The following is a 15213-nucleotide window of genomic DNA, read 5'->3' as shown; positions in this document are numbered from 1 at the left end:
CGATGGAGTGAGGATCCCGCCGAACCTCCCCGACTGTCCAGCGCGTGGGGAACAATGCACGCGACGGAGCGCGTCAGCCACGCTCGGCACTCGTCGTCCCTGCGCCGCCCCATGTTAGCCTGAGCACACTCCATGAACTTTCGCTTCCAGTGCTGGGTGCAGCGTCACGCCAGCGGTCGAGTGACGCTCACACCCCTGTCCCTGCCTCATCTCGCGGTGCACGCGGACACCTTGGAGAAGGCCACCGAGGAGTTGACGCTCGCGCTGGATGACCAGCTCACCCGCATCCATCCGCGTCGCGTACCTGAGTTCATCGCCGCGACGGGAGGCACGCTGCACACGCTGGAGCTGGACGCGATTCCCGTCTGGGGCACCGAAGAGAACACCCTCGCGCCCCTCACCTTCGCCTCCGCCGTCGCGCCCACGCACCAGTCCTATCTCGGACTGCATGCGCCCCGGCTGGAGACGCACCTGTGGTTCCAGGGCAAGAAGGTGCCCGAGGATGCCGCCGAGCGACTGCGCGAACAGTTGGAAGGACTCCCCGATGCGCGGCTCCTCTCCCTGCGCGCGGACGGTGGCGAGGCCCTGATTGACCTGGAGGTGGAGGCCACGCCGACGCGACTGTCGGCCCTCACCCCTCGCCAGCTCCACCTGGATATCCGCCCGCCTCCCCGCCCACCGGACGCGGCGCCCGAAGAGCCGCCCCCCACCTCGGGCCTCTCGATAAGCATCGATGAGGAAGACGAGGACGCGCTCGACGAAGACACGTGGGAGCCCCGAAAGCGCTCCCGCCGTCGCGAGCCAGGGGCGAAGCCGGAGAAGCCGCCGCCCACGCCCACGCTGGACCGCATCGCGGTGCCCTGGCATCGGCTGGCGACCGAGGGACAGCTCGACCCCGCCTATGAGCAGGATGCCCTGGTGACGCTGCTGCGAGCCCGGCTGGCCGCGAAGGACGCGGAGGCCGTGGTGCTGGTGGGCCCCTCGGGCGTGGGCAAGTCCGCGGTCCTCCATGCGCTCGCGGAGGCGCTCCAGGCCTCCACCGCCACTCCCGCCGAGAAGGCCCGTCCCTTCTTCTTCGTCGACGGCAGTCGCCTCATCGCCGGCGAGGGCATGTGGGGCGACTGGCAGCAGCAGGTGCTGAAGTCCTTCCGCGAGGCGAATGAGTCCCGCGCCATCCTCTCGCTGGGCCACGCCATCGACCTGCTCGACGCGGGCAAGAGCGCGCACAGCGACCAGAACGTGGCCCAGCTCCTCCTGCCGCTGCTCGTCACCCGCGAGGTGTCCGTGGTGGCCGAGGCCACTCCCGAGGCCTGGGCCCAGGTGGAGCGCCGCAACGCCAGCTTCGCCCGCTTGTTCTCCGTCGTCCGCGTGGAGGAGCCGACACCGGAGGCGCTCGCCCGCATCCTGACGCGCGTGGCCCAGGACACTCCGAGCACCACGCCCCTGGAGGTGCTGCCCGAGGCGCTGGAGGAGTGCCGCTTCCTGTGTCGTCGCTTCCTGCCCTATGGCGCGCAGGTGGGAAACGCGGTGGCCTTCCTCCGCAGGCTGATTGCGACGTGCGCCCACGCGGCCCAGCCCCGGGTCATCCGGCTGGACGCCGTGCGCCAGTTCGCGTCCGAGTCCGGCATCCCCGAGGCGCTGCTGCGCGACGACATGCCACTGGAGCCGGCCCAGGTCCGTGCGTTCCTCACCACGCGCGTGCTGGGACAGCAGGCCGCGGTGGAGCGCGTCTCCTCCGTGGTGTCCGTCCTCAAGGCGGGGCTCGCCGACACGCGCAGGCCGCTGGGTGTGCTGCTCTTCGTGGGCCCCACCGGCGTGGGCAAGACGGAGCTGTCCAAGGCCCTGGCGGAGCTGCTCTTCGGCTCGCGCGAGCGCATGGTGCGCCTGGACATGGGCGAGTACGCGGGGCCGGACGCGCTGCTGCGCCTCTTGGGCGACGGCGCGACGCCGGGCTACCTCTCCGCGGCCGTGCGCCGCCAGCCCTTCTGCGTGGTGCTGCTGGACGAAATCGAGAAGGCCCACCCCGCCGTGCACGACGCGCTCCTGGGCGTGCTCGGCGAGGGGCGCCTCACCGACGCGTCCGGCCGCTTCACCGACTTCCGCAACGCCGTGCTCGTGCTCACCAGCAACCTGGGCGCGGACACGTGGCGCGCGCGCGTGGGCTTCGACTCGCTGGGCGGCGTGCCCGACGTCGCCGCGCTGCGCACGCACTACCTGGCGGAGGTGCAGAGATTCTTCCGTCCGGAGCTGTTCAATCGCCTCGACGACACCGTCGTCTTCTCGCCGCTCTCCGAGGAGCTGCTGCGCAAGCTGGTGGTGCGCGAGGTGGACGCCATCCGGAAGCGAGCCGGGCTGTCTCGCCATGACGCCAGCCTCGTCGTCTCCGAGTCCGCGCTGGACTGGCTGTCGGCGCGCGGCTTCGACCCGCGCTACGGCGCGCGGCCCCTGAAGCGCGCGCTGGAGAGGGAGCTGGTGGTGCCGGTGGCGGCATGGCTCGCGGCACATCCAAAGACGGGGCCCGTCGTGCTGCACGCGGAGGCTGGAGACGGCGGGCTTGCGTTGCGCGCGGAGGCGGTGGGCGGCGCGGCGGAGGGCGTGGGACGGCAGGCCATCGAACAGGTCCTGGAGGACGCCGCCACGCTGCGCGCGGAGGTGCAGCGCTGGAGCCGCTCGCCTCCCATGATTGCGTTGCGGCGGGAGCTGGCGGTCTTCGACAAGGTGTCCCGACAGGCCTCGTACTGGGAGGAGCGCTCGCTGGCGAAGGAGGCCGCGAGGAAGGCCGGAGACGCCCGCGAGCTGGACAAGGCCTTCCGTGAGTGCTCGCAGCAGACGGAGGCCATCGAAGACCTGCTCTTCGAGGCCCACCTGTCACGCGCGGTGGGTCAGGCGGAGTCGCTCGCGCGCGACGTGGCCACGCTGCGTTCCACGTTCCAGCCCTTGAGGGAGCGGCTCTACTCCAGCCTCTACCACTACTCGCGAGGCGCCACCCTGATACTGGTGCCTGGCCGTGGCGCGTGGCCGCAGCTCTGTTTCCTGGCGAAAATCTATGAGCGCTGGTGCAACCGCTACTCGCTCGCCTTCCAGCGCGCCCTGCTCTGGACGCCCAAGCCCGCGGACGGAGCGAAGGCGCCACGCATTCCCCCTCCGCCGGATTGGGTCTACCCGAGGGTGGATGAGCTGCTGGACCTCCAGCCCACGCCCTTGGCATATGCCATTCAGATCTCCGGCGAGACGCGCCCGTTGCTGCTCTCCGCCGAGCACGGCGTACACCGCTTCGTGGAGGGCAGTCAGGCGGCGCTGGTGCGCGCGCTCTTCACCGCCAATCCTCGCAGCCGGGACGTGCTGCCCGAGTGGGAGAAGCTGGAGGCGCAGCTGCCGAAGACCGAGGTCCGGCGAATCCGTCCGGGCTCGACGGACACCGCGGGCGGCTCGGTGGAGGACATGCGCACCGGAACCCGCGTGCGCTACGGCGGCGGAGGCCTGGAGTTGGATTCCTTGTTGGAGCCCTGGATGAACTGGCGTGTGTTCGGCGAGACGGAGGAGGACTGACCATGGAACTCAAACTCCCCCTGGTCGTCGCGCCCCTGGGCGGCCGTCTCGTCGAGGCGTGGGTCCCCGCCTTCTGGCCTCGAATCCACCGCGTGGGTCCCAGCCTGTCCTCATTGAGGGACGACCTGGCGCTCGCCGTCATGGAGCGCTTCGAGAAGGAGCACCCGTCGCGCGTGGCCAGCTACCAGCTGCCGCCCCACCTGGCGCTCAAGCACGTGAAGGTAGACATCGACGTGAGAGACCGCGAGAAGGGCCTGCGCGTCGTGCTCAAGGGCCGCATGGCCGTGCTGCTGGAGAAGTGGCCTCGGGATGACTTCTGGGTGGTGACGCCCACGCGGCTCGCGGAGGCCCGCTTCGCGATTCCCGACACGGAGGCCCTGCCCCTCGCGCTCGGGCGCAGGCTGGGAGCGTGGTGCCTGGAGCACGGGCTGACGAACCTGGAGGGCTTCTGGGCGCAGGGCCGCGAGCGACTGGAGCTGCTGGAGGTGGATGCCTATCCGCCCTCCATCCTCCCCCGGACGCCGCCCAAGCCGCCCAAGCCACCCAGGCGCCGCCGCACCACGGGGAAGGAGACGAAGAGCCCCCCGCCGGAGACGCCGGAGCAGCGCGAGGCCCGCCGCAACCGCCGACGCCTCACGCTCACCGAGCTGCGGGAGGTGGCGCGCAACCTGAGCCACGCCGCGCGAGATGACGGACTGGAGCACTGCTACGGCCGCGAGGCGCTGGTGCGCGAGGTGGTGGACGCACTGGAAGGCCGCGAGGGCGCGGCCATCGTCCTGGTGGGCCCTCCCGGCTCCGGCAAGACGGCGCTGGTGCACGAGGTGGTGCGCCGGCTCACCGCGCGCCAGGACGCCGCGGGACAGCGCCGGGACGTGTGGCGCGTGGACGGCAATCAGTTCATCGCGGGGATGATGTACGTGGGCCAGTGGGAGGCTCGCGCGCGGGGCGTGGTGAAGGAGCTGGTGGAGGTGGGCGACCTGCTCTACGTGGACGACCTGGCCTCGCTCGTCTACGCGGGCCGCACCTCCAGCGAGCGCACCAACGTCGCGCAGTTCCTGGAGCCCCACATGGCGCGCGGCGAGCTGACCGTGCTGGCCGAGTCCACGCCCGAGCGCTTCGAGCGGGTGCGCGAGGAGGCGCCCACGCTCGCCTCGCTGTTCCGCGTGGTGCACGTACCCGCGCTGGAGCCGCGCACGACGCTGCCGGCCCTGCTGGGGACGCTGCGGGAGCTGGAGGGCTCGGGCGAAGGCGGGCCCGCGGTGCGCCTGTCCCCCCTGGCGCTGGAGACCCTGCTGGACCTTCAGGAGCGCTTCGTCGCGCACGAGTCCTTCCCGGGCAAGGCGGTGCGGCTCTTGCGCCGGGTGCTCGCGAGGCCGGGCACGGTGGACCAGAACGTGCGCCGCTTCACGGAGGAGGACGTCACCGCCGCGATGCGCGCGCAGACGGGCCTGCCGGACTTCGTGCTGGGCAGCGCGCCGCCGAAGCCCCGGGAGGTGCTGGAGCGCGAGCTGACCGCGCAGGTGGCCGGACAGCCGGAGGCCGTCGCCGCCGTGGTGGACGCCATCCTCACGCTCCAGCGCTCGCTGCAGCCTCCGGACAAACCGCTGGCCACCTACCTCTTCGTGGGGCCCACCGGCGTGGGCAAGACGGAGACGGCCAAGGCGCTGGCGCGCACCCTCTTCGGCAGCGAGGAGCGGATGGTCCGCTTCGACATGTCGGAGTTCGTCTCCGCCTCCAGCATCACCCGCCTCTTGGGTCTGCCCGGCGCGCCGGATGGCGAGCTGACGACGGCGCTGCGCACCCAGCCGTTCTGCGTGGTGCTGTTCGACGAGGTGGAGAAGGCGCACCCGCGCATCTTCGACGCGCTCCTCCAGTTCCTCGGCGAGGGGCGACTGACGGACGGCGCGGGCCGCACCGTGGACGCGCGGCAGGCGGTGGTGGTGCTCACGTCCAACCTGGGCGTGCGCGAGGCCGCCGCCCGCACGGGCTTCCACCGCGCTCCCGAAGGCGCGGAGGCGCACTACCTCTCCTCGGTGCGGGCCTTCTTCCGTCCGGAGTTCTTCAACCGCCTGGACCGCGTGGTGCCCTTCCGCTCGCTCACGCCCGCCGCGCTGCGCGTCGTCGTGGAGCACGCCCTGGAGTCGCTCCTGTCGCGGCGGGGCATCCGCCGGGGCAACGTGCTGGTGGAGGTGGAGTCCGCGTTGCTCGACCTGCTGGTGGAGCAGGCGTACGACCCGCGCTACGGCGCACGTCCCCTGAAGCGCGCGCTGGAGCGACGCCTCACCGTGCCCCTGGCCCATCACCTGGTGCGGCGCGGCGGCGAGGACCTGGCCCGCGTGGAGCTGTTCCGCCGGGGCGAGGACATGGGGCTGTCGGTGGAGCTGCTCATGCGAGAGCCCGCGTGGACGCGTGAACAGGACCCCACCGCGTGGACACTCCCCGGCGTGGCTCGGATGCTGGAGGAGGTGACCGCGCGGCTGGAGGCACTGGCGGCGGCCGAGCCGCGCCCCTCCGAAGGCGAGACTCCGCGCGGTGGCCCCGAGGCGGTGGAGCTTCGCGAGCGATTGGAGCGCCTGGCGGCGGAGGCCCTGGACATCCGCGAGAACGAGCTGGCGGACCGCGACTTCATGGAGACGGAGGAGCCCGCGGGCAAGGAGGAGCGCGTCGGGTACCAGGACAACTGGAGGCGCAACCGGGGACGGGGCGGACTGCGCCCCCGGACCGTCTATGGCTCGGCGCCGTTGCCGGTGTCCCCCGAGGAACGACTGCGTCGCTGTCGTCCCAAGGTGGTGAGCCTGCGCGACGAGGTGGAGTGGCTCGCGCATCAGCTCGCCACCCGGGACCGCGGGATGGAGGTGCGCGCGCTGCTGGTGGAAGGGCTCGCGGACTCGCCTGTCGCCGCATTGGAGGCCGTGGTGAAGGCGATTCCCCAGGGACTGGGACGCGTGGCCATCCACGAGGAGCGCGTGGAGCCGGACGGCGGCATCGCGTGGGCCGCGCCGGGCACGACGCGCCCCGCGGGAGTGCGGGTGCGACGACAGGTGGTGAGCCTCTCGGCGTTCGGCTTGTCGGAGGTGCTCGCGCGGCTGGAGGGCTACGCGCTGGTGCACCTGGACACGCGGCCCGCGTTGGTCCGCGTGGAGTTGCTCGCGGAGGCACCGGACTTGATGACGGACGTGTCCCGCACGGTGGCGACGCGCGACGCGGTGAAGCTGGCGGAGCGGGAGGCGCGTCGCGCGGGCCAGGCGCCCGAGTCGCCCCAGGGCCACGTCGTCGTGGAGGGCGGGCTGGAGAACATCCTTCATCTGGCGAGCGGGAGGCCCCCTTCCGAGTCCGTGGCCTGGGCGGCGCGGGTGCTGCGCGAACCGGCGCGAGGAGGGAACTGACATGGACAAGAACTTCCATCTGTTCGTGCGGAACTACCCTGGCGTGGGAGTGGCCGCGCACGTGTTGACCCACCCGCATCTGGCCTCGTTCGCCAAGGACCTGACGACCGCGCGACTGGACGTGGCGGAGGTCCTGGGACGGCTGCTCAAGCGAGGAGAGCTGAAGGATGCACAGACGCACTGGCCGGACCTGCGCACGAAGAAGATGAACCTCACCGTGCGCGCGGTGCAGCACGGGCGGCTGTTGCCCGTGCCCCTCAAGCTCACCGTGGTGACGCGCGGGGGACGTGGGAAGACGGAGCGGACCAGCAAGAAGGGCGCGGCGAAGGGGCCCGTGCACGTCTGGATTCCTCGCGTGGACGTGGAGGGCTCGCTGCAGGACCTCACGGACCTGGAGGCCTACGTGGAGGAACTGGTCCGCCACGAGCTCTACATGGCGCCGCTGGAGCGCCTGCACTCGCTGGCCTACCTGGGCGAGGAGACCGTCGAGACCCTCTCCGTGACGATGAAGTCCCGTGAGGCGACCCGCGCGCGTGTCATCGAGGAGCCCCGAGGGCCGGTGCGCCGCCCTCCCCCTCCTCCCGGTCTCGCCGAGGCGAGTCGCTGCCTCAACGAAGAGGCCCGTGCGGGACTCTTGGAGCGTGCATGGGAGCGTGACGCGGAGGTCGGCCTGCTGGCGGAGGCCGTCACGGCGCGGGCGCGCGCGAGCGTGCTGCTCGTGGGTCCGCCCTCCGTGGGCAAGACGTCTCTGGTGCACGAGCTGGTGCACCGGGCGGAGTCCTCCGCGTCGGGGAGTTCGCTCCAGGGGCTGGAGGTCTTCAGCACCTCGGGCGGCCGCATCATGGCCGGCATGCGCTATCTGGGGCAGTGGCAGAAGCGCGTGCAGTTGATGGTGAACGAGCTGCGGGTGCGGCGCGCGGTGCTCCACCTGGACAGCCTCTCCGAGCTGCTCTCCCTGGGCGGCGGCGACACGGGCCTGGACGTCGCGCGGCACCTGCTGCCCGCGCTGGAAGGGGGCGAAGTCGCGCTGGTGCTGGAGGCCACGCCAGAGGACGTCGCTCGCGCGGAGCGAACCCATGGCGCCTTCCTCCAGGCACTGCGGCATGTCGTCGTGGAGCCGCTGGTGCCCGAGAAGGCGCGGTCCGCGGTGCAGCAGGCCTCCCAGCGCGTCGCGAAGGCTCGCAAGGTGCGCTTCACCCCCGCCTCCCTGGAGCGCGCGGCGGAGCTGACGGAGCGCTTCGGTGAAGGCCCTCCTCCGGGTGGCGCGGTGTCGCTGCTCCGCGCCGCGACGGCGCAGGCCGAGACGGGGACGGAAGTGGACGCGGGCGCGGTGACCTCCGCGTTCTGCACGCGCACCGGCTACCCGAGGGAGCTGGTGGACTCCTCGATTCGCCTGGACCCGGACGCGCTGCTGCGCCGCTTCCGGGAGCGCATCGTCGGCCAGGACGAGGCCACGCTGCTCTTGCGCAACCTCGTCGTCACCCTGAAGACGGGACTCGCGGACCCTTCACGGCCACTGGGGGCATTCCTGCTCCTGGGGCCCACGGGCGTGGGCAAGACGGAGTCGGCGCTCGCGCTGGCGGAGTACCTCTTCGGCGACGTCGCCCGTCTGGCCCGCTTCGACATGGCGGAGTACGCCGCGCCCGGCAGCGCTGGGCGGCTGGTGGGCGAAGGAGGTGGTCAGCAGGGTGGGCTCGCGCGACGCGTGCGGGAGCAGCCCTTCGGCGTGGTGCTGCTGGACGAGGTGGAGAAGGCGGACGCGGGCGTGCATGACCTGCTGCTCCAGGTCCTCGGTGAAGGACGGCTGACGGACGGCACGGGCCGCACCGTCAGCTTCCGGAACACGGTGGTGCTGCTCACCAGCAACCTGGGCGCGGAGTCCGCGTCACGCTCGCTGGGCTTTGGCGGGGACACGCCTCGGGACATGGAAGCGCACTACCTGGGCGCGGCCACGGCCTTCTTCCGGCCGGAGCTGCTCAACCGGCTGGACCAGGTGGTGCCCTACCGCGCCCTCGCGCCGGACGTCATCAGGACGCTCGCGCGACGCACCCTGGAAGCGGCGCTGGGCCGCGAGGGGCTCTCACGGCGCGGGGTGAAGGTGAGCTTCGGCGAGGACGTGGTGGACTTCCTCGCGAAGGCCGGCTTCGACGCGCGCTACGGTGCGCGCCCGCTGAAGCGCGCGGTGGAGCAGCACGCCATCGTCCCGCTGGCGCAGTGGCTCGCGACGCATGCGGGGACTCCGCACCGCCAGGTGATGTTGCGCGTGGGCACACAGGGGCAGCTGGAGCTGGAGGCCCGGACGTGATTCACGCACCAAGCAGTCTCACGGGACGGCCCTGGCTCCACGCCAGGATGTCCTCCACCGCGTCGCGGTAATAGACGGTTTGGTTCTCCCGCGTGACGTAACCGAGATGCGGCGTGAGCACCGTGTTGGGGAGGGACCTCAACGGGTGCTCGCGCGGCAGCGGCTCGACGGAGAAGACATCCAACCCCGCGCCGGCGATGCGTCGCTCGCGGAGGGCGGAGACCAGGACCTCCTCGTCCAGGAGCCCGCCGCGCGAGGTGTTGACGAGGTAGGCCGAGCGCTTCATCGCCCCCAGCTCCGACGCGCCCACCACGCCCTGTGTCCGCTCTCCCAACACGAGGTGCAGTGTGACGACATCCGACGAGGCGAAGAGCGTGGCCTTGTCGACGAGGTGTACTCCGGCGGCCTCGGCACGCTCGGCGGTCAGGCGAGGACTCCAGGCCACCACATCCATGCCGAAGGCGAGTCCCACCTTCGCCACCTGCGTCCCCAGCTTGCCGAGCCCCACGACGCCCAGGCGCTTGCCGGACACCGTCTCCGTCAGCCCCGTCTGCCAGCCCCCGGAGCGCAGCGACTGGTCCTCGGCGGGGATGCGCTTGAGCAGCGCGAGAATCAACGCCCACGTCAGCTCGGCGGCGGGGGCACCCACCGCACCCGTGCCACACACGATGATGCCCTGGCGTCGGCAGGCGTCCAGGTCGATGGCCGCGTTGCGCATGCCCGTCGTCACCAGCAGGCGCAGTCGAGGCAGCCGCACGAGGAGCGACGCGGGGAAGGCCGTGCGCTCGCGCATCGCGACGATGACCTCGAACTCCTGGAGCGACTGCGCAACGGCGTCCTCTCCGGCGAGCAGCGCCTGGAAGAAGCGCGGCTCGAAGCTGGAGGGAAGAAGCGACCAATCCGCGGAGATTCTCGCGACGTCCAGGTAGTCATCCAGGATGGCGACTCGCATGGGGAACCCTCCCGCCGATGACGCTGCCATGACGGGACAGCGAACGCACGCGTCGGCTCGCCAATTCGTCGAAGGGAGGAGGCGGATCCGCGACCGGCGCTCGGAAGCAGTACGGCTGCTCACGTCGTGGAGCCCGTGCCCGCCTGCCCGTTCGCCCTCCGCGATGGGCCGCGCCGCGCTGTCACCGGGAGGTGACGAGGCTCCAGCGTGACACGCATCTCCTGTCGCCCGGAGACACTCTGCTATCGTCGCCGACGCCCACTCCCCACCTGGTGCCGGACCCCTCCCCTTCATGCGCTGCGTCGACGAGACCGTCTTCATGAAGCTGCTGTTGGGCGAGCTGTCGCCCGAGGAGACCGCCGAGGTCGACTCCCACCTCGACACGTGCGCCGCCTGTCGCACGCTCGTCGCCGAGGGACTGCGCGCGCAGTCTCCGGACATCACCAGCACCGCGACGCCCACCGAGCCCCAGCCGCCGGCCACCCTCCGCCGTGACGACTCGGCGTTGGAGAAGGGCACGGCGGTGGGGCGCTATCTCGTCCTGGAGCTGCTGGGCGCCGGGGCGATGGGCGTCGTGTACGGCGCCTATGACCCGGAGCTGGACCGCCGCGTCGCGCTCAAGCTGCTGCGCACCGGCGCCCTGGGCCTGGACGTGGAGAAGGAGCGCGCCCACCTGCTGCGCGAGGCGCAGGCCATGGCCCGTGTCTCCCACCCGAACGTGGTGGCCGTCTATGACGTGGGCACCTTCGGCCAGCACGTGTTCCTCGCCATGGAGCGGGTGGAGGCCCAGACGCTGGGCGAGTGGCTCCAGGCCGCGCCCCGCCCCTGGCGCCAGGTGTTGGACCTCTTCCTGGACGCGGGCCGAGGCCTCGCGGCCGCACACGCCGCGGGCGTGGTGCACGGCGACTTCAAGCCCGCCAACCTCCTCATCGGCGGCGACGACAACGTCCACGTCACCGACTTCGGACTCGCGCGCCTGGGCACCTCCACCACGCGCGAGAGCTCGCTGCCCGCGCGCACGGACACCCAGGTGGTGGAGCGCTCACTGACGGGCGGCACGCCGGCCTACATGGCACCGGAGCAGTTGCTCGGAGAGACTCGCGCCGGCGCCTCCGGAGACCAGTTCTCCTTCTGCGTGGCCCTCCACGAAGCCCTCTATGGCGCGCGCCCCTTCGAGGGCACCACCCTGGCGGAGCTGGCCGCGCAGGTGTCCTCGGGACAGATGCGTCCTCCACCCGCCGGCACGCGTGTTCCTCCGTGGCTGCGCCGCGTGCTGCTGCGCGGACTCTCCCGGCGCGCGGAGGACCGCTTCCCCCACCTCTTGGCCCTGCTCGACGCGCTCCAGAAGGACCCGGCCGCGCGATGGAAGCGAGGGCTCCAGCTCACCGGCGCGGTGGCGGTGCTGGCCGCCGCGGTGGGAGTCACCCACGCGGTGCACACCAGCGGCGCCCGCGCCTGCGCGAGCGCACCGCACGAGATGACCACCGTCTGGGGCGCCGAGCAGGCCGCCGCCATCCAGGCCGCGTTCACCGCCACCGGCCGCCCCTATGCCTCCGCCGCCTGGGAGCGCGTGCGCCGGGAGCTGGACGCGTACACCGCCGCCTGGACGACGACGCGCACCACCGCCTGCGAGGCCACCCGCGTCCGGGGCGAGCAGCCCGAAGAGGTGATGGCGTGGCGCATGCGCTGCCTCGACAACCGGCTGGCGGATGTCTCCGCCCTCACGCGCCTGCTGTCCCAGGCGGACGCCAGGACGGTGGACGAGTCGCATCGCGCGGTGAAGGGCCTGCCACCATTGTCCGGCTGCTCGGAGGCGCTGGCTCCCGGCGGGGCCACGCTGCCCGAGGGCCCTGAAGCACGCGAGCGCCACGCGGCGCTGCGCGCGACGCTCGCACGAGGCCGAGCGCTCCTGGCCACCGGGCGCTACGCGGAAGGTGTCGCGCTGGTGGAGCCGACGGCGCTCGCGGCGAAGCGGGCGGCGAACCGTCACGACAGCGCTGAAATCTCCCTGCTGCTCGGTGAGCTGCGCGAAGGGGCCGGAGACTGGCGGGGCGCGGAGGCGTCGCTCTTCGAGGCGCTGAACGCGGCGGAGGCCACGCGCCAGGACGCCGTGGCCGCGCGCGCCTGGACGCTGCTGGTCCGCGTGTCCTGCATCGGTCTGGACGAGTACGAGCTGGCCTCACGCTGGAAGGACCGCGCCGCCGCCGCCATCGAACGACTGGGCGGTGGCAACGAGCTGACCCGCGTCAACCTCCTCACCTACTCCGGAACCGTCCTGCGCAAGCAGCGACGCTTCGAGGAGGCGGTGGCGTTGCAGGAGCAGGCCCTGCTCATCGCGGAGAGCACCTTCGGTCCGGACAGCCTGGAGGTGGCGGATGTGCTCCTGGAGCTGGGGGCCACGCAGTGGGTCCACCCCCGACTCGCCGAGGCCCGGGCCCACCTGGAGCGCGCCGCCACCATCACCCGGCAGGCCCTGGGCGACGAGCACCCCGAGGTCGCCCGGGTGCGACTGGCCGTGGTCCCCGTGCTCCGAGATCAGGATGACCTGAAGCTGGCGGAGTTGATTGCCCGCGAGGCCCTCGGCGTCTTCGAGCGCACGCTCGGCCCGGACCACCCTCGCGTCTACGACGCGCTCAACGACCTGGCCTCCACGTTCGTCGTCCAATCGCGCATGGACGAGGCCCTCCCCCTCTACGAGCGCGCCTTGAGCATCGTCGCGAAGACGGACGGGGCGGAGAGCTATGGCGCGTCCGTCATCCACGCCAACCTGGGCGTCCTCTACTTCCACAAGAGCCTCTTCGACCCGTCCCTGGAGCACTTCCTGCGGACCATCGCCCTTCGCGACAAGTCGCGCGGCCCGATGGACCCGTCGCTGGTGAGCCCGCTGCGCCTCGTCGGGAAGATCATGCTCCTCAAGGAGCGCTACGCGGACATGGCGCACTATTGCCAGCGGGCCGTGGACATCATGCTCCTGCAACCGGATGACAGCTCCGGGCAGTGGACCCTCAGCCTGCGGGACCTGGGCACCGCCTTCCTCAAGCTGGACCGGCCCGCGGAGGCGCTCGTGCCCCTGGAGCGGGTCGTCGCCGGCTGGGACAAGGCGACGCCGGGGCCCGGCCAGCGCACCGAGGTGAAGTTCCTGCTCGCCCAGGCGCTGTGGGAGTCCGGCAAGGACCGCGCTCGCGCCCTGAAGCTCGTCGCCGAGGCGCGGAACATGGCCATGAAGGACGACCCCTCGGAGAAGACGCTCCCCCTCATCAACGATTGGCTCGCGAAGCACAAGCTCCGCTGAGCCTGTCGTCCACGCTCAGCGCGGCGTGGGGGACACCTGACGCTCGGCGGGGCGGCCGCGGGTTCCCGCCGCCCACTCGTCCCAGACGTTGAAGGACTTCATCTGCTCGGTCAGGTCGGTGGCCTTCATGAGCGCCTCCACCTCCGCTCGGCCCTGTCGCGCCAGTCGCTCGTCCATGTTGGCGAAGCCCCATGCCAGCGCGCCCACCACCGCGGCATTGGCGCGCAGCGTGCGCGTGTCGCACTGGGCGAACTCGTCCGAGCGCGCGTGGTAGTTGGGCCCGTAAGTGGCGGACTCCTGGTTGGCGATGAGGTTGGCCACGCCGCTCAGCATGAAGTCCAGGTTGTCGGTGCCCACCACCGGCACGTCCACCTGCGTGAAGGGCCCCAGGCCCGCCACCGGGACGAGCGCGCGCTCCACCAGTGGCACCAGCGGCGGCCGGCCATTGGTGAAGAAGCCGTTGATGCGACCACAGCCGATGTCCACGGACAGCGCCATGGCATGCCCATCCAGCTCCGCCACGTGCGAGCGCACGTAACCCGCCGAGCCGTACATGCCCTGCTCCTCGCCATTCCACAGGGCGAAGCGGAGGGTGCGCGCGGGCTTGAGCCCCAGCCGCTTCATCTGCCGCGCCAGGTCGATGAGCATCGCCACGTTGGCCCCGTTGTCGAGCGCGCCGCCGCCCAAATCCCAACTGTCCAGGTGCGCACCCAGCACGACGACCTCCTCCGGCCGCGTGGTGCCGCGCAGCTCCCCGATGACGTTCTGCGCCTCGTAGGGCCCGCCTGTCTTCAGCTCCAGCGCGGCCTTCAGCGTGAGCGCGGTGCCCGCTCGCAACAGTCGCTGCGCGCGACTGGCGCCATCGCGCTCCATCACCAGCATGGGCCGGGTGTTCTTCGGCCCCGTCGACACGTTGTGACGGTAGAGCTGATTGCCCGGGCGACTGCCCATGTAGACGACGCCCACCGCGCCAGCGCTCGCCGCGCGCGCCTCGACTCCCACCGCCTCCGCGTACTCGCGGAAGAGGCCGTCCACGTCCCGCAGCTCCTCCGTCTCCACCAGGACGAACGCGCCCTTCGCCTTCGAGCCCACGCGCGTGAAGTCCGCCTCGGTGCCCCGGCCGACATCCAGCAGCGGCGCGGTGAGGCCGCCCTTCGGCGTCGCGGCGGAGAAGGGCATCGCCGCCACGCGGGGCGCGAAGCCCACGCCCTGTCCCTGCACCGTCGCGCTCGCGGACTGCTCCAACCACAGCGCGGGCATCCGGAAGGACTCCGCCGTCGCGGGCACACCCGCCGCGCGGAAACGCTCCAGCGCCCACTTCACCGCGCGACGGTTGGACTCCGAGCCCGTCGCGCGCCCACCCACCTCGTCCACCAGCGAGCGCAGGTCCTCCACCATCGGCGTGGGCCCCAGCACGGCCCCCGTCAACACCATCGCCTCGCGCTCGCGCACCCCGGGCTCCGGGGCCTCCCCTCGCGCGGGTGACACGAGGACCAGCGACAGCAATGCGGCGCTCCAACTCCACGACCTGGGGAATGGCGTCATGCCCCCAGCTTTCCCAGCCTCACGGGTTTCATTCAAGGCGCGGAGTGCCAAGGCTTTCTCGGCACATCCGACTACCAGCACAAACTTCGTTTCACTTTGATTGCTTGAGTTTCAGTTTCAAGGGTGGCAGACGGGCGCGAACACCCAGGGCGGTCGCCGGAAGAGCGAAGCAACCCGCGCCTCC

Annotated in this window: 6 protein-coding genes; 4 read left to right on the top strand and 2 right to left on the bottom strand. The window is 71.7% G+C overall.

Annotated elements, in window-relative coordinates:
• Nucleotides 1-132: 132 nt before the first annotated feature.
• From G4D83_RS42720 to G4D83_RS42710, 3 genes are read left to right on the top strand one after another with little or no spacing between them, the layout of a single operon-like run.
• Nucleotides 133-3549: an AAA family ATPase gene (locus G4D83_RS42720; RefSeq protein ID WP_163870713.1), complete on the top strand. Its 3417-nt coding sequence runs from the start codon at nucleotides 133-135 to the stop codon at nucleotides 3547-3549.
• A gap of 2 nt (nucleotides 3550-3551) precedes the next feature.
• Nucleotides 3552-6935, top strand: a complete 3384-nt coding sequence (locus tag G4D83_RS42715; RefSeq protein ID WP_163870712.1) for an AAA family ATPase — start codon at nucleotides 3552-3554, stop codon at nucleotides 6933-6935.
• Between the two features lies 1 nt (nucleotide 6936).
• Entirely contained in the window at nucleotides 6937-9240 is a 2304-nt protein-coding gene (locus tag G4D83_RS42710) for an AAA family ATPase (RefSeq protein ID WP_163870711.1), read from the top strand.
• A 1-nt stretch (nucleotide 9241) separates the two neighbouring features.
• On the opposite strand, the gene G4D83_RS42705 is transcribed toward G4D83_RS42710, so the two are convergent.
• Nucleotides 9242-10192: a D-2-hydroxyacid dehydrogenase family protein gene (locus tag G4D83_RS42705; RefSeq protein WP_163870710.1), complete on the bottom strand. Its 951-nt coding sequence runs from the start codon at nucleotides 10190-10192 to the stop codon at nucleotides 9242-9244.
• 319 nt (nucleotides 10193-10511) lie between these two features.
• On the opposite strand from G4D83_RS42705, the gene G4D83_RS42700 reads away from it, so the two are divergent.
• Nucleotides 10512-13484, top strand: coding sequence for a tetratricopeptide repeat protein (locus G4D83_RS42700; RefSeq protein ID WP_275902420.1), 2973 nt, complete (start codon nucleotides 10512-10514; stop codon nucleotides 13482-13484).
• Between the two features lie 15 nt (nucleotides 13485-13499).
• Here G4D83_RS42700 and G4D83_RS42695 read toward each other — a convergent pair whose 3' ends face one another.
• Complete coding sequence (locus G4D83_RS42695; RefSeq protein ID WP_163870708.1) at nucleotides 13500-15029, bottom strand: M28 family peptidase; 1530 nt, start codon at nucleotides 15027-15029, stop codon at nucleotides 13500-13502.
• Between the last annotated feature and the right edge of the window lie 184 nt (nucleotides 15030-15213).

Source organism: Myxococcus eversor (assembly GCF_010894455.1).
GTDB classification, from domain to species: domain Bacteria; phylum Myxococcota; class Myxococcia; order Myxococcales; family Myxococcaceae; genus Myxococcus; species Myxococcus eversor.
The sequence above is the reverse complement of the archived record's forward strand: the minus strand, read 5'-3'. Positions and strand labels throughout refer to the sequence as shown.

Coding starts and splice junctions, on each gene's coding strand:
- G4D83_RS42720 (WP_163870713.1), top strand. CDS start 133: ATGAACTTTCGCTTCCAGTGCTGGGTGCAGCGTCACGCCAGCGGTCGA.
- G4D83_RS42715 (WP_163870712.1), top strand. CDS start 3,552: ATGGAACTCAAACTCCCCCTGGTCGTCGCGCCCCTGGGCGGCCGTCTC.
- G4D83_RS42710 (WP_163870711.1), top strand. CDS start 6,937: ATGGACAAGAACTTCCATCTGTTCGTGCGGAACTACCCTGGCGTGGGA.
- G4D83_RS42705 (WP_163870710.1), bottom strand. CDS start 10,192: ATGCGAGTCGCCATCCTGGATGACTACCTGGACGTCGCGAGAATCTCC.
- G4D83_RS42700 (WP_275902420.1), top strand. CDS start 10,512: ATGAAGCTGCTGTTGGGCGAGCTGTCGCCCGAGGAGACCGCCGAGGTC.
- G4D83_RS42695 (WP_163870708.1), bottom strand. CDS start 15,029: ATGACGCCATTCCCCAGGTCGTGGAGTTGGAGCGCCGCATTGCTGTCG.